This is a genomic window from Paraburkholderia sp. BL10I2N1, assembly GCF_004361815.1.
Lineage (GTDB): Bacteria > Pseudomonadota > Gammaproteobacteria > Burkholderiales > Burkholderiaceae > Paraburkholderia.
Genome location: NZ_SNWA01000002.1, coordinates 613,314 through 633,204 on the forward strand (window position 1 = coordinate 613,314; position 19,891 = coordinate 633,204).

Genomic DNA, 19,891 nt, shown 5'->3' on the forward strand with positions numbered 1-19,891 from the left:
ATGAGGCACCCTGAAACTGGCTAGTCCAGACGGCGTTGGTGGGCCGCCGCGCCTTCGGCAGGCCGTCATCCTGCGGGCCAAAGCCCGCCGAACCCCGTGCTTGCGACATAAATCACAAGGAAATAGCCGAGCACATAGAGCGCGTAGGCCTGGCCGTTGCCGGTGTAGACCTTGCGAGCGGTCCCCGCGGCAGCAAGCGCACCGCTTGAAACACCGCGCCAGAACATTGTCGCGACTGGCGGGACCGTGCGGGCTAGCACCGGCCGGTAGAACCTGAAGAAGCCGGAGATACTTCCCGCATCGCGACGCCGGCTGCGATAGAGCAGCAGGAAAAATGCAAACAGCACGGCGGTCACCGCCAGGACCACGATCACGACGGGCGTCGGGTTCCAGAAACCATAGATGCTCTCCAGCGACATGCCTTGCCAGATCAGCGTCGACGCAAATTGCGGGTCGATCGCCGCCGACACCGGTTCGATCAGCACCTTCGGGAAGAACGACAGGAGGAAAATTCCGGCGACCAGAATCAATTGCGGCGCGAGCAACAGTACAGGCGCTTCGCGGATCTCCGTCTGTCCCGCCGCGCGCGGTCCGAAGAACAGACCGCTGATGAAGCGGAACATGTAGAGAAAACCGGCGAACGTGGCAACCAGTCCGCACACGGTCAGCCCGTACCAGCCCTTGCCCGTCAAGGCGACGAGCAGCAGCCATTTCCCGCCAAAGCCCATGAGCGGCGGCAAGCCGGACATCGAGATAATGGCGACGAGCACCATCGCAAAAGTGAATGGCATCGCGCGGGCAAGCCCACCCACCCCGGCAGCGCCGTGCGTGCCCGTGCGCAGCGTGACGCCCGCCAGCGCGAGGAACAGGATGCCTTTCACCATCATGTGGTTGGCGACCAGATAGAGCGCCGTGACCCAGCCAAGGTGATTCATCAGCGCGATCGCGGTGACGATATAGCCGAGCTGGCTCATGCTCGAATACGCGAGCATGCGCTTGAAGTCATTCTGCCGCAGCGCCATGAACGCACCCGCCAGGGTCGTCAGCGCACCGATCCACGCCATGACATGCGCAAGCTCGAGGCCGACCTCCGTGCGTATCGTCAGATAGGTGCCGATCAGCAGGCCGAAAATCGCTACCTTGCTGACAACGGCCGATAGCATGGCGGTCACGTCGTCCTCCGCTTCCGTATAGGCGGCGGGCAGCCAGACATGCACGCCGATCGCGCCCGCCTTGATCAGAAAGCCGACCGCCAGCAAAACGAACGCCCGGCTCGCGTCCGGGCCCGACCTGACAAGCCCGGCCAGCTCGATGCTGCCGTCGATTGCGGCAGCGGCAGCGAAGCCGGCCAGCAGAAAAAAAGCCGACAGTAGCGAAAACAGCAGGAAAGTCAGCACGTGCGCGCCAGCACTACGGCATTTCGCGATCAGGAAGCAGGACGACAGCGTCACGATCTCCCAGCTATAGAAGAATTCAAGCGTGGTCGTGGAGCGCAGCAGTGCCGGGATCGAAAGCAGCAGGACCACCAACATGGGATAGAAGCCGGGGCGCACGTCGCTGCGGTAGAGGCTCGCCGACGCGATGACGAAGCTGCCGGTCAGCAGCAGCCACGCGACGAGCCTGGCGATTCCGCTCGTGCCTTCGGCGAGCCACGAGCCAGCCAGCGCGACGACGATCAGCATGGCGACGCCCTTCACCCGGCCGGGCAGGCGATCCCCCGCGTAGAACAAGGCGCCCGCGATGAGCGGCGAGAAGATCCATATCGATTCCGTGCCCGAGACTGACGCGGCGACATAGCCTGCGGCGATCAGAAGGATGGCCGCGCCGAACAGCGGCAACAGCGCAACCAGACCGGGTCCCGCCTTGACCGCGTCCCCGGAGGGACGCAGCGCGCGCACGAACCAGTGGAACATGTAGGCGGCTTCGAGAAGCGAACCGGTCAGGATCAGCCCGATCCAGTACGGCTTGCCGGCACGGGTCAGCTGGATCACCAGTTCCCATTTCGCCCAGAAGCCGGGAAAGGGCGGCAGGCCGGCTATGGCCACCATGAATAACCCAAGCAGGCCGATCAGGAGCGGGCTGCGCGACAGGATGGCGCGCGCATCGGCGCCGTGCCGTTTGAGCACGCCGACAAGCCAGAAGAGGCCTGCCTTCGCGAGAAGATGGTTGACGAACAGGCCACCGACCACGAGGGGGATCGACGCATCCGCACCGACCTGCCGCAACAGGGCGAGCGCCAGCATGAGAAGTCCCATCTGGCCGATCGACGAATAGCCGAGCACCCGCTGCGGTTCGGTCTGCTTGAGGGCAAGCAGATTGGAAAACAGGAAGGTGATCCCGCCGGACACGGCGATGATGCCAAGCTCATCGTCGAAAAGCGGCAGGAGCTTGAAGAGCGCGAAAAATACGCCTGCGGAAACGCCGACCGACACCATCGAGGCAATGCCGCTCGGCGCGGTTTCGTAGACGTCGAGCCCCCATCCGTTCGCCGGAAACGGCTTGAGTTCGATCACGAGGCAGCCAAGCACGAGAAGGAGCGCCGTCTCGCCGATCGGATCAGTGATCTGGCCACGGAAGGCAATCAGGTCATCGATGTTCAGCGTGCCGGTGACGTAGTAGAGGAGCACCGCACCAAGCAGCAAGAAGGTCGAAGCGATTACCGTCGCGATGATGTATTTGAACGCGCCGGCCAGCGCGGCCGGCGCGCGCTCCAGGCTGAAAAGCCCATAGGTGGCAATCGATACGATTTCGAGAAACACGAAGAGGTTGAACAGGTCGCGGGTCATCACCATGCCGTCGATGCCCATGACCAGGATCAGATAGAGCAGCAACGCCGCGTAATTGCCGCGCAGGCGGTCCCACAGATGCAGCGTGCCGAGCAGCGACACCACATTGACGCTGAAGGTGAAGAGCCCCTCCCACAGGCCGAAGCGCAGATCGATGGAGACCGGCGGCAACGCGCCCGCGGTCAGCACTTCGATGGTCTCGCCGCCTTGCAACAGGCCGAGGAACGAGACGCCGCTGACCAGCACGATGCCGCCGAGCGCGACGAAGAAGCCACCGGTGAGCCACGGCTTGCCGAGCCGGTAAAGCAATGGAATGACGAAGCCGCCGCCCAGTCCAAGAATGAAGATGTAGAGCGGATGGAACAGCCCGGCTACCATTTCGACTCCGTGAACGCGTCGATGGAGAGCGTCTTTTTAGCCGCATAGAGGCGAATCGCGAAAGACAGCATGACCGCCGTGACCGACAGACCGATCACGATCGCGGTCACCACGAGCGCGGACGGAATCGGATCGATCGCGCGATGCGCGGCGTCTGCCTTGCTCATGGCGGCGTCGATGATCGGCGCCGTGCCGCCCCTGATATAGCCCGTCGCAACCATGACGAGATGCAGCCCCGTGTCGATCAGTGCGAAGCCGATGATGATGCGCAGGATGTTGCGATGGGTCAGCATTCCCCACAGGCCGATCAACGAGAGGGTGAAGCCCGTGATCAGCAGAATGGTCGAAACCGGTAGGCCTGTCGTCATGCCCCGCCCTCCTCGCTCAGCTTCTGAACCGGTCGATGATGACGCTCAGTTCCGCGCCGACCTTGATGCCCAGCAACGCGGAAATCAGTGGGATCGCGCCAGCGCTGAAAAACGCGCCGAATTCGCCGCGCGGCAAAAAGCGGGCATCGAGGAAGCCGCCCGCCAGCACCAACCCCAAAATGCCGATACACACGTAAAACACGCCGGCCAGCGATTCGATGACGCCAAGCAGCGCGACGTTGAGCGCGGCGCCTGGCCGGGCCAGCATCATCATCATGCCGCCGGACGCAACGATGGCGCCGCCCTGAAAACCCCCGCCGGCCGACAGATGGCCGTTCACGATCACATAGGCGCCGAAGGTCAGGATCATCGGCAGCAGAACCTGCTTTCCGGTCCTGACAACCTCGCCGGCTTCGCGGCGCGGGTCGCAGTCGTCATCGACAGCGGCGGCGCCAGCGGTACTCTCGTTCTTCAGAAGCACACCGACGCTCGCCGCTACCATGAACAGCACGGCCACCTCGCCGAGCGTATCGAAGCCGCGGTATGTGATCAGAATGCCCGTGACGATGTTCGGCGCGCCGAGTTCGGCCGGTCCTTGCATCACATAGTGCAGGGCAAGCGGCCTGAGTTCCTGCAACTCGGTATAGCTACCGATCAGGCGGCAGAAGATCAGCGCGAACAGCAAGACAGTTACCAGCACCAGCACGCGTCGGATCATGATTCGCTCTCCCCGGCACGGCGTTCGTGCTCTTCGGCAAGCGCGTCTGTCACGGTGGACGGCGCCATCGGTGTGCGGTTGAGCCAGGCCGCGCGCGCCAGCGCATGCGAGGACACCGGGTTGGTCACCAGCACAAAAGCGATGACAAGGATCAGCCGGAACGTCCAGTCCGGGTGATAGAACGCGAGGCCGATCAGCACCAGCATGTTGCCGAGTGTCGAAGCCTTGGTGCCCGCCTGGATGCGCGTATAGGCATCGGGCATGCGCAACAGGCCAAGCCCCGCGGAAAACAGGAATACGGCCCCCATCAGGATGAATCCGCTGCCGATCAGTTCGGTCATGCGTCAGCCCTTCTCATAGCCGGTTTTGCGGATCGCATAGAGAAAAATGAAGGTCGCAAGGCCCGAGCCAATCGACGCTTCGGCCATCGCCACGTCGGGGGCGGCGAGCAGCAGAAAGGCCACCGCGGCGAACAGACTGGCCAGCCCTGAACTTACCATCGCGGCCATGAGATTTTTCAGGCAAACGGCCAGTATTCCGCTGACGAGTATGCTGGCGCACATGAGCAGGACGAGCAGTTCCAGCACGGTCTAAAGCCCCTTTTCCAGAAAGCGGGCAATCGCCAGAACGGCCAGAAAACTTAGCAGTCCATAGACGAGAGCCACGTCGATATAGACGAAACGACCAGAAAACTGAGCATAAATCCCGATCAGCGAAATCGAAATGACAGTGAGCATGTCGATGGCGACGACCCGGTCGATAAGGGTCTTGCCGAGCACGAGGCGAATGACACCGAACAGGATGGCGAAAAAGATCAGTACGGCTGCGATCTCGAGCATGATTTCAGCCAAAGACCTTCTCCAGATGCTGTTCGAAAGGCGTGACGAGCGTCAGTGTTGCGGCATCGATGTCGGTCGTCTTGACGTCCAGCCAGTGGATGAACAGTATGTCGCCCTGAAGATCCATCACAAGCGAGCCCGGCGTGAGTGCGATTGAATTGGCCAGCGCCAGCCGGCCCATGGGCGATGTCAGCCGGGTGCGGACCTTGACGATGCCCGGCGCGATGTCGATACGTGGCGCATAGACGTATCGCATCATGTTGAGATTGGCGCGCGCCAGCTCGACGACGAAGGTCGCGCCATAGGCAACGAAATGATAGAGACTGCGCGGCGTCCAGCGAATCCGGCCCCAGGCGTCGCTGGAAGAGGCGAACACGTAGGCCAGCACCAGCGTGATTGCAGCGCCGGTGAGTGCCGGTTCCACCGCCAGCGACGCGTTGGCGATCATCCAGACCGTGAACAGGACGACCCACAGGCTGAGCATCCCCCGTGGAGCGAACGACGTGACCGGTTTTTCGCTGTTCGAAGCCACGTCTTCGGTTTCCTAAAGAGGGCACTCGCAAAAAGTCTAGGTGACAACCTGGGGCAAATCAACTCGGGGCGCGATCACGCAGAGGCCGACCGACAATCGCTCGGCGCAAGGAAGTAGGTGCCGAAACCCTCAGGCGTTCCCACCCGCACACTGCCGGTCAACCCGACCGACACGTCTTCCAGCCGATGCCGCATGCGCATCGCCAGACTTTCCATCGCCTCGGCATCACTCAGAACGCGCTCGCCTTCCGGCGTCAGGAGGAAGCCAACCGAGCGACGGTCGAAGAGCTTCACGCCGAAGTGGGCTTCCAGTGCCGCGATCCGGCGGCTCAGCGTCGAATGATCCACGCCCATCTGCTGCGCGGCAACCGTGAGCCGGCCCGCGCGCGAAATGGCCAGAAAAGCCTGAATGTCGTCCCAATCGAATCCGCGCATGGGGATTTTTGCACAGAGCAGTTGTTGAATCGCCCATTCTATTGCAAAAAACTTGCTGCTATCTTGCTTTCAACCCTGCTCGATACCACCAGTCAACGCCGGACACTGTCTGGGGCTACTACGGCTTCACCGAAGAACAGGTCGGCTCCGGAGACTTCAACGCGCAGATGTCCAATTCGTTCCTCGATGGCACAAAAGCCGCACTCGAAATGGCCGCCGTCGCCAATGCGTGCGATCTTCGTCCGCCGTCGGACGGCCTCGCCTTCCCCGCCTGTGGCGTCGACGATCTGCCGAACCTTCTGCGGCCCGTGTCGGTGCGTGGCATCCTGCCTCATCGCGGCAGCGTCGAAGTCGTGTCGTCGCTCGAACGGGACGGGCGTCCGGTCTTCCGGGATCTGCGCTGGGGCGTGTACGCCGTCTTCGAAGCGCCGACGGACTATGTGCGCGACTGTTTCGATGCAGTACGGCGTGGCCGATCCGGGGCATGGTCACGGTGTCAGTGATCCCGATCCGGGCATCTGCGCGCCATTTATGGAGAACCCGCATTAGTCACGATAAACGCGCCGACGCGCTTGCGAACCGATAGTTTTGTTCTCCTTAGCGCCAACCGGTTTGAGTCGGACGGACGCACGCCTGCGGCTCAATGTGAATCAGACAAAACCGATTTGAATAGATTCGTTGCGCAGAGTTAACAACCTGGCAATTGTTGACGATCCGCTTTCGCCGGTAATGTAGCTTCGCGCGCTTGACATCGAATCAACAAAAGCATCAACAATGAATAACACGCGCTATCGGCTTGTATTCAGCAAGTTGCGAGGCATGCTCGTCGCGGTTGAGGAAACCGCCACAGGAACCGGCAAGTCCAGTCGGGGCGAAACCAGCGTTGTGCGGGCGTGCCCGTATGCTTCGCAGACGCCGTTCTTTGCGTTGCGTCAGATGGCGTTCGCTGTCCTGTTGCTGCTCGGCGTGCTTCCTGCCAGCTATGCGCAAATTGTTACCGCGCCCGGCTCCGGCGCGCAGGTGATCCAGACGCCAAACGGTTTGCCGCAGGTGAACGTGGCACGTCCGTCGGGGGCTGGCGTGTCCGTTAATACGTACTCGCAGTTCGACGTGCAGAAGCCAGGCGCGATCCTGAATAACTCGCCTGTGCTCGTTAACACGCAGCAGGCGGGCTACATCAACGGCAACCCGAATTATGCCGCCGGTCAGTCCGCGAAGATCATCGTCAACCAGGTCAACAGCAGCGCCGCGAGCCAGATCAACGGCGCGCTCGAAGTCGCGGGAAGCCGGGCCGAAGTCGTCATAGCCAACGGTTCGGGCATCTCGGTGAACGGCGGTTCATTCCTGAACACCGCGCGCGCGATCCTGACGACCAGCACGCCGAACTACGGCGCAGACGGCAGCCTGACCGGGTTCAATGTCACGGGCGGCAATATTACCGTCCAGGGCGCGGGCCTGAATGCTTCGAACGTCGATCAGGTGGACCTGCTCGCGCGTGCGGTGCAGGCAAACGCGGCGATCTATGCGAACAACCTGAACGTCATCACCGGCCCGAACCAGGTCAATCACGACACGCTCGCCGCGACGCCGATTGCCGGGACGGGACCCGCGCCAGGTGTGTCGATCGACGTGAGCCAGCTTGGCGGCATGTATGCGAATCGCATCATTCTGGTCGGCTCGGAAAACGGCGTCGGTGTCTCGAATGCGGGCGTGGTCGCCGCGCAGGCGGGCGACCTGACGCTCACCACGCAGGGCAGGCTTGTCCTCACCGGCCGCACCAATGCAAGCGGCAACCTGTCGGTGTCGGTGGCGGGCGACATCGATAACAGCGGCACGACCTACGGCCAGCAGAACGTATCGGTGAACACATCGGGCGATCTGACCAACAGCGGCACGCTGGCTGCACAGCAGGGCCTGACCGTCAACCGCGGGCAGCGTCGCGTCAACCGGAACCCTCGGCGCAGGCATCAACGCCGACTGGAGCGTGGCCCAGAGCGGCGACCTGAACTTCACCGCGACGGGTCAACTGAGCGCGACGGGTCAAAACATCGCGGGCGGCAATGCGACCCTGCAGGGCAACACCGTCACGCTTGCTGGCAGCCAGACCGCTGCTAACGGCGCCCTCAACGTTTCAGCCGCGCAGTCTCTCGACACCAGCACAGCCACGCTCGACGCATCGCAGCTATCGCTGAGCGCAACGAACCTCACCAACCACGGCGGGACGCTCACGCAGACCGGCACCGGGCCGACGACCATTGCCGTATCCGGCACCCTCGACAACACGAATGGCAAGCTGCTGACCAACAGCGCCGATCTGACGCTTTCGCCGGGTACGCTTGTCAATGACGGCGGCACGATTGCGAACACCGGCACCAGTACGCTCTCGGTGAATACCGCAACGCTCTCGAACAATGGCGGCGACATCGCCACCAATGGCGCATTGGCGGTGAACGCGGGCGCCGTCTTCAACCAGGGCGGTACGTTTGCCGCGCAGTCGCAGGCGGCCTTTATCGTGGCGTCGCTCGACAACAGCGCGGGCGGCTATATCGGCGCAAGGGACGTGTCGGTAAACGATGCCGGCGGGTTCAACAATGCGGGCGGAACAGTACAGGCCAATGACCGGCTTGACGTGTCGGCGCAGAACCGCGACACGTCGGACACGAACGGCACGGTGGCAAAACTGCCGAACGTGAGCAACCTGCTCGACAAACAGGCCGACATGATGAGCGCGGCGAGCGCTGCGGGCGAAGCGGTGGCGACGCGGATCGGTCAATATGCGGACTCGAAGCGCGACGCAGCCAACGCTGCAGCCGATCAGGCCATGAAGGACGGCAACCCGGAACTGGCGGCGCAGTACCAGCAGGAAGCGGCCGACTGGGCTGAAGGCGGCACGTATCGCGTTGCGTTGCATACGGCGGGCGGCGGCCTCATTGCTGGCCTGGGTGGTGGCAACGCGTTCGCCGGTGCAGCGGGTGCCGGCCTGTCGGCCGCGCTGGCCGGGAATCTGAACCAGCTCAGCAACGCCATCTATGACGCGAACCCGACTGGGGACGCCAATGCCAACCGCATGCTGGGCAACATTCTGGCGAATGCCCTGGCCACCGGGGCCGGTACGCTGGTGGGCGGCAATGCGGGCGCGTTCACCGGCGCGAATGTCGATCTCTACAACCGGAGCACATCATGCAATGGCGCGCATTGCGACGACAGCAACGCATTGGGCAAGCGCAGCGATCCGCTCGATGCGATCCGGGTTGATCTGGTCAGTAAATATTGCGGCGCGGGTGTCGCGTGCACCGACGCACAGCTCAAGCAGGTCATGCAGGCGCAGGCAGAGCTGTCGCAGGAAGTGAACCGCTATGCGCTGGACACGGTCGCTGTGGGCGGAGGCGCAGCAGCGATCGCCGGGGCCGCAGTCGCTGGTCCGGAAGCGCTCGCGGCCTACAAGGCAGCGCAGGCAGGATATTCGTTGTACACCGCCGCGATGACCGGCGCAGGAATTTCCGGTGGCATTTACGCGAGTATCGCCACGATCAATGCCGGGATCGATTTCCGAAACGGACAAGATTTTAGCACCAGCTTTGATCAGCGATTTTCGGTGGCCGGGCTGGGAACAGCCGCAGTGGTGGGGGCGCTCAACGGCATGTTTGCGACTTCCATGTTCCAATGGGCCGGTATTGCAAATTCAATCAAGAACGTCAGCACGATTCCTGGTTTTGTGATCCAGACAAACAAATTTGCGCTAGGTCAGGCTGCCGGCAAGGCAGCCCAAGGCGCCGTGCAGCAGCGCAACTAATGGAATGACCGGAGAGATTCATGTTTGATGGATTCTGGAGTGGCATGGTCGGTGGTCTGTTCGGCCCTGCCTTCGTTCGTTGGGCAGGAAAGTATAAATACTGGACCATATTTCTCGTAGTCACTATTGGCGTCCACGTGTTCCTGTTCGCGCATGATCTATTTGACGTAGGCATCCGTGCGGCAATCGCAAGAGTTGTTAAGTTGACTTTTACACCTGTAGGCTTTTTTGTCCCTGCGGGCGTAGGTTTGCTGGCGGTCGTCATCATTGCCTTCTGCTCGGCAATCACACCAAAAGAATCCGACGAAAAGTAATTCTGAAAATTTAATGCATTGAGTGCAGTACCCGCACTCACGGGGAAGATGTTGTCGTTCAGATCAGCAATGAAAATTCACCAAAGGCTGGCGCTACTTCCGTTTACAGCCCTGGTCTCGCTCGCGGGTTACGCGCAGCAGGTGAGCTTCCCTCGAAATTTAGCCTTCCACGGGTGACGTAAAATTGACGTTACTTTGGAAAGACTAGAAATGAAGAAGATACCCAAACAAGCGTACACGGCCGAGTTCAAGGAGCTTGCCGTCAAGCGCGTGAGCGATGGACAGACGATCGCGGCGGCGGCGAAGGAACTGTGCCTGAGCGGCCAGACCTTACGCAACTGGATCAAGGCCGCTGCGACGGGCAAGCTGACCGGGGCCGGTGGCAAGGTCGTGACGCCGGAAGCGATGGAGTTGTCCCGACTGCGATCCGAGGTCGCTCGACTGAAGCGGGAGAACGAGATCATAAAAAAAGCAGCGGCGTGTGTGCTATGAAAGCTGTTTGATCGATGAGGGCGGGCCCCTCGATGCCGTCTTTTCAGGAGAAGGCATCAAACCACTTCAAGCTGCTGCGTTTAAGAGACGTGGTGGTGAGCGTTGAAGAAAAGGCGCAATGAATGCGTCAGGTAAGGAATAACGAGACGAGCGCAAGCGAACCGTCGATGAGGTGTCGATAGCTTTTTCCACGTGTCGTCAAAACCAGGGTCCACGCTGTGCTCTGGGATAAATCAGGCGGAAACCTGACTACTGGCCTGATGGCGACCGGCATATAGGCGGCGTGACGTTACTCCAGGCGATTGAACGGAACATAGGAACCTGTCATCTCGATGCGAAGGGAGAAGCTTGATTTGAAGGACTCGAAGAAGGCGAGAGTACCGATGCGGGGTACAGGGACGGAGCATTTCGTAGTAGCGGTGAGGCCTCGTAATGGGGGCGGAGCGAAGGGAATGCGTCATCCGGCAAGACCTGTGGGCCAACCAGAGAATGGGATGAACCGATGAGTCGAGCCAGGCCGTTTGCAATAACGAAGCAGTCTGTGTGGGCAGCATGGCTTCAGGTGAAAGCGAACCATGGCGCGCATGGGGTGGACGGGCAAACCATTGAGGCATTTGAAGAGCGGCTTGGACCCAATCTGTACAAGCTGTGGAACCGGATGTCTTCAGGGAGCTACTTCCCACCGCCGGTGCGTGGCGTGGAAATTCCGAAGGGCAACGACAGAAACAAAAAGCGATTGTTGGGAATTCCGACAGTAGCGGACCGCGTTGCCCAGGCAGTTGTACGCAATTATCTTGAAGCGCAGGTAGAGCCCTGTTTCCATCCAGATTCCTATGCTTACCGGCCTTCCAGGTCGGCGCTGGATGCGATTGCTGCTGTCCGGGGTCGTTGCTGGAAATACGACTGGGTACTGGAATTTGACATCAAAGGTGCGTTTGACCACGTTGATCACGAACTCATGATGAAAGCGGTGCGGCAGCATGCCCGTTGCACATGGGTGGAGCTGTACGTCGAACGCTGGTTGAAGGCGCCAATGATGAGGGGGCAGGAAATGGTGTCGCGGACGGAGGGCACGCCGCAGGGTGGTGTCGTCAGCCCGGTGCTGTTTAATCTCTACATGCATTACGCCTTTGATACCTGGATGGCGAGGCACTTTCCGGACACGTCCTTCGTGCGGTACGCCGACGATGGATTGGTCCATTGTAAAAGTGAAGCCGAAGCCAGACGGTTGCAGGAGGCAATCGGTGCGCGTCTCAAGGCCTGTGGCCTGGAACTGCATCCTGAGAAGACGAGGATCGTGTACTGCCGGGATGGGAATCGCAAGAACGACTATCCCAACACGAGCTTCGACTTTCTGGGATACACCTTCCGTGGCCGGCTGGCCAAAAGCAAGCGCGGCGTTTACTTCAACAGCTTCAGTGCTGCCCTGAGCGGCAAGGCGACGAAACGCATCCGCGAGAAAATGCGGGGGTGGAATATCGGTCGCTGGACGGAGGCTGGGATCGAGGACATCGCCGCGCGAGCCAATCCAGCCTTGCGAGGATGGTGGAACTATTACGCGGCGTTCTACATGAGCGAGTTTAAGCGCGTGATCGCCCACCTCAACGACATTCTGGTGAAATGGGCGGCCCGCAAATACCGCCGGTTTCAACGGAGTCGTGCCAAGGCCCGGACCTGGCTCAGGCGGATGGCCGAGCGTGCGCCGGATCTGCTGTACCACTGGATCGTGGGGGTATTGCCATCGGCTGGATGACAAGAGCCGTATGAACCGAGAGGTTCACGTACGGATCTGTGAGGGCCTGGCGGGGAAGTTCCGCCGGGCTACTCGACACTTTGCGAAGGAGTCGATGTGAAGTGCGCGTTTATCGACCGGAATCGACACCACTGGCCCGTCTCAGTCCTGTGTGAAACGCTGGAGGTCAGCCCCAGCGGATATCATCAGCGCCGGCAGCGCACCACCGGTGACAAGCCGCACAGAGGCCGCGTGAGCAACGATGCCTTGCTGGCGCACATCAAGGCAATTCACGCGCAGGTCAAAGGCGAATACGGCTGGCCGCGTATGTGGAAGGAACTGCTCGCACGCGGCGTGCGCGTAGGCAAGGAGCGGGTTCGCAAGCTGATGGCGCAGCATGGCATTCGGGCCCGCCACAAGCGCAAGTACATCGCGACGACGAACTCGAACCACGACCTGCCGGTCGCAAAGAACCTGCTGAAGCGCAACTTCACCGCCACCGCACCGAACCAGGTCTGGACGACCGATATCACCTATCTGGCGACGGCCGAGGGCTGGGTGTATCTCGCGGTCATCATCGACCTGTTCAGCCGGCAGGTGGTGGGCTGGTCGATGCAGCCGCACATGAAGGCTGAACTGGTCACGGACGCACTGCGCATGGCGTGGTTCCGGCGCCGCCCGGAAGCTGGCGTAATCGTACATAGCGACCGGGGCAGCCAGTATTGCAGCGACCTGTTTCAGGACACACTGAAGGCCTATGGCATGCGTTCGTCGATGAGCCGACGGGGTGACTGCTGGGATACTCAGTCTAAGATCGCTTCTGAACGTCGGACCGATCTGACCCGTGCTGGGATTGGCCGAACTGCCTTGGCGTTGACCTGTCGATCGGCTTCCGGCGTTCCCCGAGCGTTGCCGGGCTCACCGTCTGTGACCTGATAGGAGCTTTGTTCTGCACCATGAGTGTCCTGTCCTGCGAGTGGGGTTGGCGATGCGCCCACTACAACGGAAATACGCATGGAACAAAACGAAGTGATTCTGGGTGTCGACACGCATCTGGATGCGCATGTTGGGGCTGTGATCAGTGAGACGGGGAAACTCCTTGGAACGCTGTCGGTATCGACCGACACGGCAGGATATCTCAACCTGGTGACCTGGGCGAATTCGTTCGGTCATCTGCGCCGTGCCGGCGTAGAAGGGACCGGCACCTATGGAGCGGGTTTGGCGCGCGTGCTGCGCGATCACGAGATTGAAGTACTCGAAGTCAATCGCCCCGACCGGGCGACACGTCGGTCTCGAGGGAAGTCCGATCCCACCGATGCAGAAAATGCAGCCCGCGCGGTTCTCTCCGGAAAAGCAACTGCTATTCCCAAGGAGCAGTCCGGCGCTGCCGAAGCAATGCGCGCCGTCTCCGTTGCCAGACGCAGCGCTGTAAAAGCGAAAACGCAGGCCATCAATCAGTTGCGGGCTTTGCTGGTCAGCGCGCCACAGGAAATTCGCGAGCGCCTTCTGAAAACGAAGACAGCAGAATGCGTTGCGAGCTGCGCCCGCCTGCGCTCGTTGGGCAACACGCCCATGTTGCAAACGTTGACGACCACGTTGCGCTTGCTGGCCAAGCGCTGGCTGGCGCTGGCAGAGGAACTCAACACGCTCGATGCCATGCTTGATCGCCTGACCAGCCAGCACGCCGGCCGGCTTCGTGAGAGATTCGGTGTTGGCCCACAGACCGCTGCAGTGCTCGTCGCCGTCGCGGGCGACAATCCCGAACGCCTGAAAAGCGAGGCTGCGCTGGCGGCGCTTTGTGGCACGAGCCCGTTGCAGGCATCGTCTGGCAAAACGGTCCGGCATCGCTTGAACAGGGGCGGCGACCGGTCTGCAAACAATGCCTTGTGGACCATTGCGATGGTGCGGATGAGAAGCGATCCTCGGACCCGTGCTTATGTCGAGCGCCGGACCAAAGAAGGCATGTCGAACAAGGAAATTCATCGCTGCCTCAAGCGCTATATCGTGAGGGAGCTGTACCCGCTCATCCTCGCGGATCTGGCCGAGTCAACGCGTGTCCCTTGACATAGGAGCGTCAACGCCCCCACTGAAAGCTGGTTTAACAGTTTCAAAAACGAGCGGTTTCATGGCGTGCGTTACGCCACACACGCCGAAATGAAGGCGGCCAGTTTCGAATATATCGAAGTCTTTTATAATCGCAAACGGCAGCATTCAACGCTCGGCTACAGGTCACCAATCCAGTATCTCGACCGCTGGATCAACGACCAAAACCAGGACGAGCGGGCTGCATAAAATCCACCTGCTGGAAGACGAAATATCGAGGGAACCTCAAGGTGCCGACGCCCGCCGATACCGCTGCAGCGGCGCGCGCCAACGCCGAACAGAACCAGCAGGTCAGGGAACAGCACGAAGCGCAGCAACGCGAAGCGACCGTTAAAGCGCCGTCCGTGCGGTCAACCGTAGCGCGCACTTCGGGGTGGCCTGAACTGCCAACCGAAACGCCATGCTTTCGCATCGAGTCGTTCTTGCCCGATGTGCCCGCGACGTTGCCCGATGCGGTGCGTGCGCAAGGTGCGTCCGCGCTGCCCTTGGACCGCTTCGCCTTCACCCGCGAATGGCTCGATCACTACGCGGGCCAGTGCGTCGGCAAGCAGGGCCTCGACGTAATCGTCAAGGGACTGCAGCAGACCATCCTGAGCCGGGGCTACATCACCACGCGCGTACTGGTGCCCGAGCAGGATCTGTCAACGGGCACGCTGAAGATCGCGCTGGTGCCTGGTGTCATCCGGGACCTGCGCTTCGCCGATCCCGCTGATGGTTCGACAATTCGCGGCACATGGAAGTCCGCCTTCCCTGCCCGTGGTGGCGACATGCTCAACCTGCGCGACCTCGAACAGGGGCTGGAGCAGATGAAGCGCGTCGGCAGCCAGGACGTGTCGATGCAGATCGTCCCGACCGACGTACCCGGCGAAAGCGATGTGGTGCTCGACGTGAAGCGCGCGAACCCGTGGACCGTCGTCGCCTCGGTCGACAACAGCGGCACACGGGCAACCGGCAAGCTGCAGGGCAACCTGAGCCTCGGCATCGACAACCCGCTAGGCCTGAATGACATCTTTAGCGTCGGCGCCAGCCAGGATCTGGAGTTCGGCGACAAGCGCCTCGGCTCGCACGGCTTCAACGGTTCGTATTCGATCCCATGGGGCTACTGGACCGGCACGCTGTCGGCCAACACGAACACGTACTACCAGCAGATCGCGGGCGTGAACCAGACGTTCGTGTCGAGCGGCAATGCGCAGACGGTCGATTTCAAGCTGCAGCGCGTGATCCGCCGCAGCCAGAACGATGTGCTCGGCGTGCAGTTCCGGCTCACGAAGCGCTTCGGTGACAGCTTCATTGAAGATACCGAGATTCCGCAGCAGCGTCGCAACAACACCTTCATCGAGGCTGGACTGACCAACCGCCACTACTTCGGCGCATCGCAGTTCGACGGCAGCCTCGCCTACCGCCAGGGCGTCGGTGGACTGGGCGCGACACCGGACCCATACGCCGTCGGCCCCACGTACCGGTTTCACATGGCCGTGCTCGACGCGAACCTGTCGGTGCCGTTCCAGATCGCGAGCCAACCGCTGCGCTATGTCACGACCATTCACGGCCAGTTCACGAACGACACGCTGTTCTATATCGATGACCTGACGATCGGCAGCCGCTATACGGTGCGCGGTTTCGACGGCGAGACGATGCTCGCGGCCGAACGCGGCTTTTACTGGCGCAACGAACTGCAGTTGCCGATCGGCCAGACGGGCCAGTCGCTATACGCAGGTCTCGACTATGGCCGGGTATTCGGCCCGAACACCGCGTTCCTCGCCGGCACGCAACTGGCCGGCGCGGTGATCGGGATTCGCGGCAGTGTGCCGGCGCGCTTTGCCGGATTCGCCTATGACCTGTTCGCCGGGACGCCTGTCTACAAACCCGCGAACTTTCCGACCGCGCGCGTGACCCTCGGCTTCCAGGTGACCGCGCAGCTATGAAGACGTCGACCTGTCAGCAACAGATGTTCCGTGAAGTAATTCTTGTGAATCCATTGAAGGAGAATGCGTCCTTGAAAACGTCAACAAAGCTCGGGATGCTGATCGCAGCATCCGTTACCGCAGCCCTGTGCGGCTGCGCCACCGAATCGTCCCGGACCCTGCCCGTACCGGTCGTCAGCAGCGCGCAAATACCGTTTGCGGGCCAGCCGGTCGAGATTGCGATCGGCAAGTTCGACAACCGTTCGAGCTACATGCGGGGCATTTTTTCGGACGGCATCGATCGTCTGGGTGGTCAGGCAAAGACGATCCTCATCACCCACCTGCAACAGAGTCGCCGCTTCAACGTGCTGGATCGCGACAACCTGGACGAGATCACGCAGGAAGCGCGTTTCATGAAGAAGGGCCAGGCGGTAAAGGGCGCCAATTTTGTTGTGACTGGCGACGTGACGGAGTTTGGTCGCAAGGAAGTGGGTGATCAGCAACTGTTTGGCATTCTCGGACGCGGCAAGAGTCAGGTCGCGTACGCGAATGTGAATCTGAATGTCGTCAATACGACAACCTCCGAGGTGGTGCTGTCAAGCCAGGGCGCGGAAGAGTACAGCCTGTCGAACCGCGAAATCATCGGATTCGGCGGTACAGCGGGCTATGACTCGACGCTGAACGGCAAGGTGCTCGATCTGGCGATTCAGGAGGCGGTCAATCATCTTGTTGAGCAGGTCGATGCGGGCGCACTGCATGCAGCGAAATAAACGAGACCGGACACCCACAACATCACAACCTGAAACGATGAGAAATACAGCAATGAAGAAGGGCGTGTGGTTGCCGCTGATGGCTGCGGGCGTATTCCTGACGGGATGCGCGGCGACCCAATCGACTCCACTGCTCTACCAGTGGGATGGCTATCAGCCGCAGGTCTACGAGTATTTCAAGGGGCAAACGAGCCCGCAACAGCAGATCGACGCGCTGGAGCAGGCGTTGCAACAGATCCGCGCGAAGGGCAATAAGCCACCCCCCGGCTTTCATGCACAGCTCGGAATGCTCTATGCAAGCACTGTCAACGATCAGCAGGCGCAGCAGGAACTGGAGGCGGAGAAACAGTTGTTCCCGGAATCAACGACCTATATGGACTTTCTGTTGAAAAAGTCCAAATCACAATAAGAGCCTGGCCATGTTGAAAGTCATTTCTCTCAAGCTGCTGTCCGTGGTATCCGTGCTGGGTCTGCTTGCCGCGTGTGCGGGTCCGGTGCAGCATGTCGATTACACCGCGTTCAAAAAGAGCCAGCCGCGCTCCATTCTCGTTTTGCCACCCCTGAATGAAACCTCGGACGTGAAGGCGACGTCTGGCATGCTGTCGCAGATGACGTTGCCGCTTGCCGAAGCCGGCTACTACGTGATGCCCGTGGCGCTGATGGATGAAACCTTCCGGCAGAACGGCCTCACCACGCCAGCTGATGTCCAGCAGGTGGCTCCCGCGAAGCTTCGCGAGATCTTCGGCGCGGACGCAGCGCTGTACCCGAAGGTCACGCAGTACGGCTCGATCTATACGGTCATTGACAGCACAACCGTCGTTGCCGCATCGGCGAAGCTCGTGGATCTGAAGACGGGTGACGTGCTCTGGGAGGGAACCGGCCGGGCGACCGGCAAGGAACTCGGGGGAAACGTCAACGTCGGCTTCGGGCTGATAGCCGCGCTGGCGCAGGCGGCAGTCAAGCAGGTCGCGCACACGCTGTCGGATGACAGTCACGACGTGGCGGGGTTGACCAGCCGGCGGCTTCTGTCGGCGGGGCTCCCGAATGGCTTGCTGTACGGTCCGCATTCACCGAAGTACGGGACCGACTGACGGCAACCGGCGGCGCTGACTCTGGGGAGCGGCGGGTATCGTTGCCTGCGAAGACCCCGGGGTCAAAGCCGCCTGTCTCCCCTTGTGCAACCCATACGGGCAGGACATCCATGAAACGTACATTGCCACCACTCACCACCGACGAAAGCAAGGCCGCAAACCGTAGTTACTCGGGCCGCCGTGATCCAGAGTATGGTGCCCTGCACGCGCTACGCGCTGCATCAGATCGCGAAGCGCGTCGACGGCAGCGTTCCCAGCGTCCAGACGACGCTGACAGCCTGTGTCCTGAGAGGCGATCTGAAGAAAGCGATGGCCAGCAAGCGCGCCGTTTACTGGCTACCCACGGAAGACGAAATCCGGAACGAGCGGCAGGACGCGAAGCAGTAAGCGTTGTCGCAGGCGACCCTGCAGGGATACGACGCGACGATGCGCCGGTTTCAGGATCTCTGCGACCTGTCCCTGATCGGATGGCTGTCCGCGATTCCCTATCTCATATCGCACGTGGAGAAGGCGTCGCAAGCTGATTGTCTCTGGCAGCCGTGGACTACCCGTTCGGGTGGTGTGCGCCTCCTGTCGTTCTGTCATGCTGAATGTCATGCTGAATCTGCCCGTTGCCACGCTGCCTGTGAAGGCTCGGCGCGCAATGGGCGGCGTGAAGCACGAACGGGTCGTGTCGCAAATGGCAGGAGAGTTAACATGGAAAATGCATCGTCTAATGGAAATCCATTGCTGGATCTGTCCGACAATCTGGCGGGAATCGTCGAGCGGGTCGGCCGGGGCGTCGTCGCGGTACACGGCCGGCATCGCATTCCGTCAAGTGGGGTAATCTGGCGCCAAGGCGTCGTCGTCACGGCTGCGCACACGCTCAGGCGTGACGACGGGATCGAAGTCACGCTGACCGATGGCCGTACGGTCGCGGCAGTCCTCGTGGGCCGTGACACGGGCACCGACATCGCCGTTCTGAAACTGGACGGCGTGGACCTGGACCCGGTCGAATCCGGTGATGCACGCTCGCTCAAGGCCGGCCATCTCGCGCTCGCAGTTGCGCGGGCGGACGGGTCCAGCATCAGCGCTGATTTTGGCGTGATCGGCGGCACAGGCGGTCCGTGGCGGACCTGGCGGGGCGGTCAACTCGATGCGCTCGTGCGACTGGACGGCGGCCTGCATCCCGGTTTCTCCGGCGCGGCCCTTGCGGATGTGCGCGGGCAAGTCATGGGCATCTGCACATCGGCGCTTGCACGTGGCTTCGGTATTGTGATCCCCGGGATGACTGTGGAGCGCGTGACCGATGAACTGCTGGCCAAAGGGCACGTCTCAAGAGGTTATCTTGGCGTCGGTACGCAGCAGGTCAACCTGTCGGAGGCGTGGATCAGGAAGATGAATCCGTCATCCAGTCGCGGATTGCTGGTCAACTCGCTCGCGCCGGGCGGCCCTGCGGAACAGGCGGGCGTGCTCATCGGCGATGTGCTGATCGAACTGGACGGCAAGCCGTGCCGCGACATGGACGACCTGCACACCGCCCTTGGCTCGGGGAGCATCGGCCAGCCGTTGAAAATCGCATTGATCCGGGGCGGTGAGCGCAGCGAGTGTTCGATAACCGTGGGTGAACGCCCGCAACGGAACGCGTGCCGATGAGG

19 protein-coding genes and 4 pseudogenes are annotated in these 19,891 nt (G+C 61.3%); 15 read left to right on the forward strand and 8 right to left on the reverse strand.

The annotated features are described in order from the left end of the window. Positions 1-65 precede the first annotated feature (65 nt). The 8 genes from B0G77_RS24705 to B0G77_RS24740 form a co-directional block, all read right to left on the reverse strand. Positions 66-3,164: a proton-conducting transporter membrane subunit gene (locus B0G77_RS24705; protein ID WP_133664681.1), complete on the reverse strand. Its 3,099-nt coding sequence runs from the start codon at positions 3,162-3,164 to the stop codon at positions 66-68. Beyond that, positions 3,158-3,532, reverse strand: a complete 375-nt coding sequence (locus tag B0G77_RS24710) for a cation:proton antiporter subunit C (protein WP_133664682.1) — start codon at positions 3,530-3,532, stop codon at positions 3,158-3,160. Before B0G77_RS24710 ends, B0G77_RS24705 begins: the two co-directional genes overlap by 7 nt. 16 nt (positions 3,533-3,548) lie before the next feature. After that, positions 3,549-4,250 (reverse strand): hydrogen gas-evolving membrane-bound hydrogenase subunit E, encoded by a 702-nt coding sequence (gene mbhE / locus B0G77_RS24715; protein ID WP_133664683.1) that lies wholly within the window; start codon positions 4,248-4,250, stop codon positions 3,549-3,551. Beyond that, positions 4,247-4,591, reverse strand: coding sequence for a monovalent cation/H(+) antiporter subunit G (gene mnhG, locus B0G77_RS24720; RefSeq protein ID WP_133664684.1), 345 nt, complete (start codon positions 4,589-4,591; stop codon positions 4,247-4,249). Before mnhG ends, mbhE begins: the two co-directional genes overlap by 4 nt. A 3-nt stretch (positions 4,592-4,594) precedes the next feature. Then, positions 4,595-4,837: a hydrogenase subunit MbhD domain-containing protein gene (locus B0G77_RS24725; RefSeq protein WP_133664685.1), complete on the reverse strand. Its 243-nt coding sequence runs from the start codon at positions 4,835-4,837 to the stop codon at positions 4,595-4,597. 3 nt (positions 4,838-4,840) lie between these two features. Beyond that, positions 4,841-5,101, reverse strand: coding sequence for a monovalent cation/H+ antiporter complex subunit F (locus tag B0G77_RS24730; protein WP_133664686.1), 261 nt, complete (start codon positions 5,099-5,101; stop codon positions 4,841-4,843). Beyond that, entirely contained in the window at positions 5,094-5,621 is a 528-nt protein-coding gene (locus B0G77_RS24735; protein ID WP_133664687.1) for a Na+/H+ antiporter subunit E, read from the reverse strand. The genes B0G77_RS24730 and B0G77_RS24735 overlap by 8 nt, the downstream gene beginning before the upstream one ends. Before the next feature lie 74 nt (positions 5,622-5,695). After that, positions 5,696-6,055, reverse strand: coding sequence for a LysR family transcriptional regulator (locus B0G77_RS24740; RefSeq protein WP_133664688.1), 360 nt, complete (start codon positions 6,053-6,055; stop codon positions 5,696-5,698). 83 nt (positions 6,056-6,138) lie between these two features. Here B0G77_RS24740 and B0G77_RS24745 point away from each other — a divergent pair. The 15 genes and pseudogenes from B0G77_RS24745 to B0G77_RS24815 all read left to right on the forward strand — a co-directional run. Then, a pseudogene (locus B0G77_RS24745) lies at positions 6,139-6,558 on the forward strand (hypothetical protein); the annotation flags it as partial. Positions 6,559-6,829: 271 nt separating this feature from the next. Beyond that, a complete protein-coding gene (locus B0G77_RS44510; protein ID WP_133664689.1) occupies positions 6,830-8,170 on the forward strand; it encodes a filamentous hemagglutinin N-terminal domain-containing protein in 1,341 nt (446 codons plus the stop codon). Between the two features lie 199 nt (positions 8,171-8,369). Next, positions 8,370-9,848 (forward strand): hypothetical protein, encoded by a 1,479-nt coding sequence (locus B0G77_RS45320; RefSeq protein ID WP_279571363.1) that lies wholly within the window; start codon positions 8,370-8,372, stop codon positions 9,846-9,848. 20 nt (positions 9,849-9,868) lie between these two features. Next, complete coding sequence (locus tag B0G77_RS24760) at positions 9,869-10,162, forward strand: hypothetical protein (protein ID WP_133664691.1); 294 nt, start codon at positions 9,869-9,871, stop codon at positions 10,160-10,162. Positions 10,163-10,372: 210 nt separating this feature from the next. Further along, positions 10,373-10,636 (forward strand): annotated as a pseudogene (locus tag B0G77_RS24765) (transposase); the annotation flags it as partial. 520 nt (positions 10,637-11,156) lie between these two features. Next, entirely contained in the window at positions 11,157-12,407 is a 1,251-nt protein-coding gene (gene ltrA / locus B0G77_RS24770; protein WP_133664693.1) for a group II intron reverse transcriptase/maturase, read from the forward strand. A gap of 84 nt (positions 12,408-12,491) precedes the next feature. After that, positions 12,492-13,187, forward strand: a pseudogene (locus B0G77_RS24775) (IS3 family transposase); the annotation flags it as partial. A gap of 213 nt (positions 13,188-13,400) precedes the next feature. Next, positions 13,401-14,450 carry an IS110 family transposase gene (locus B0G77_RS24780; protein ID WP_133664694.1) on the forward strand — a complete coding sequence of 350 codons (1,050 nt, stop codon included), beginning with the start codon at positions 13,401-13,403 and terminating at the stop codon, positions 14,448-14,450. Between the two features lie 12 nt (positions 14,451-14,462). Beyond that, positions 14,463-14,678: pseudogene (locus B0G77_RS24785) on the forward strand (IS3 family transposase); the annotation flags it as partial. Further along, positions 14,675-16,414 (forward strand): ShlB/FhaC/HecB family hemolysin secretion/activation protein, encoded by a 1,740-nt coding sequence (locus B0G77_RS24790; RefSeq protein WP_133664696.1) that lies wholly within the window; start codon positions 14,675-14,677, stop codon positions 16,412-16,414. The pseudogene B0G77_RS24785 and the gene B0G77_RS24790, both read left to right, overlap by 4 nt. A 71-nt stretch (positions 16,415-16,485) precedes the next feature. Further along, on the forward strand, positions 16,486-17,163 hold the full coding sequence (locus tag B0G77_RS24795; RefSeq protein WP_133664697.1) for a CsgG/HfaB family protein: 678 nt from the start codon (positions 16,486-16,488) through the stop codon (positions 17,161-17,163). Between the two features lie 52 nt (positions 17,164-17,215). Continuing rightward, the gene (locus B0G77_RS24800) at positions 17,216-17,572 is read left to right on the forward strand and encodes a DUF4810 domain-containing protein (protein ID WP_133664698.1); all 357 of its coding nucleotides are present in this window, start codon (positions 17,216-17,218) and stop codon (positions 17,570-17,572) included. A gap of 10 nt (positions 17,573-17,582) precedes the next feature. Beyond that, positions 17,583-18,254, forward strand: coding sequence for a DUF799 domain-containing protein (locus tag B0G77_RS24805; RefSeq protein WP_133664699.1), 672 nt, complete (start codon positions 17,583-17,585; stop codon positions 18,252-18,254). A 180-nt stretch (positions 18,255-18,434) separates the two neighbouring features. Beyond that, positions 18,435-18,641 (forward strand): hypothetical protein, encoded by a 207-nt coding sequence (locus tag B0G77_RS24810; RefSeq protein ID WP_133664700.1) that lies wholly within the window; start codon positions 18,435-18,437, stop codon positions 18,639-18,641. A gap of 342 nt (positions 18,642-18,983) precedes the next feature. Beyond that, entirely contained in the window at positions 18,984-19,889 is a 906-nt protein-coding gene (locus tag B0G77_RS24815) for a trypsin-like peptidase domain-containing protein (RefSeq protein WP_133666852.1), read from the forward strand. Positions 19,890-19,891 lie beyond the last annotated feature (2 nt).

Excerpts from the sequence above, each read along its gene's own strand:
- B0G77_RS24705 (WP_133664681.1), bottom strand. The coding sequence starts at position 3,164 with ATGGTAGCCGGGCTGTTCCATCCGCTCTACATCTTCATTCTTGGACTG.
- B0G77_RS24710 (WP_133664682.1), bottom strand. The coding sequence starts at position 3,532 with ATGACGACAGGCCTACCGGTTTCGACCATTCTGCTGATCACGGGCTTC.
- mbhE (WP_133664683.1), bottom strand. The coding sequence starts at position 4,250 with ATGATCCGACGCGTGCTGGTGCTGGTAACTGTCTTGCTGTTCGCGCTG.
- mnhG (WP_133664684.1), bottom strand. The coding sequence starts at position 4,591 with ATGACCGAACTGATCGGCAGCGGATTCATCCTGATGGGGGCCGTATTC.
- B0G77_RS24740 (WP_133664688.1), bottom strand. The coding sequence starts at position 6,055 with ATGCGCGGATTCGATTGGGACGACATTCAGGCTTTTCTGGCCATTTCG.
- B0G77_RS44510 (WP_133664689.1), top strand. The coding sequence starts at position 6,830 with ATGAATAACACGCGCTATCGGCTTGTATTCAGCAAGTTGCGAGGCATG.
- B0G77_RS24760 (WP_133664691.1), top strand. The coding sequence starts at position 9,869 with ATGTTTGATGGATTCTGGAGTGGCATGGTCGGTGGTCTGTTCGGCCCT.
- ltrA (WP_133664693.1), top strand. The coding sequence starts at position 11,157 with ATGAGTCGAGCCAGGCCGTTTGCAATAACGAAGCAGTCTGTGTGGGCA.
- B0G77_RS24780 (WP_133664694.1), top strand. The coding sequence starts at position 13,401 with ATGGAACAAAACGAAGTGATTCTGGGTGTCGACACGCATCTGGATGCG.
- B0G77_RS24800 (WP_133664698.1), top strand. The coding sequence starts at position 17,216 with ATGAAGAAGGGCGTGTGGTTGCCGCTGATGGCTGCGGGCGTATTCCTG.
- B0G77_RS24805 (WP_133664699.1), top strand. The coding sequence starts at position 17,583 with ATGTTGAAAGTCATTTCTCTCAAGCTGCTGTCCGTGGTATCCGTGCTG.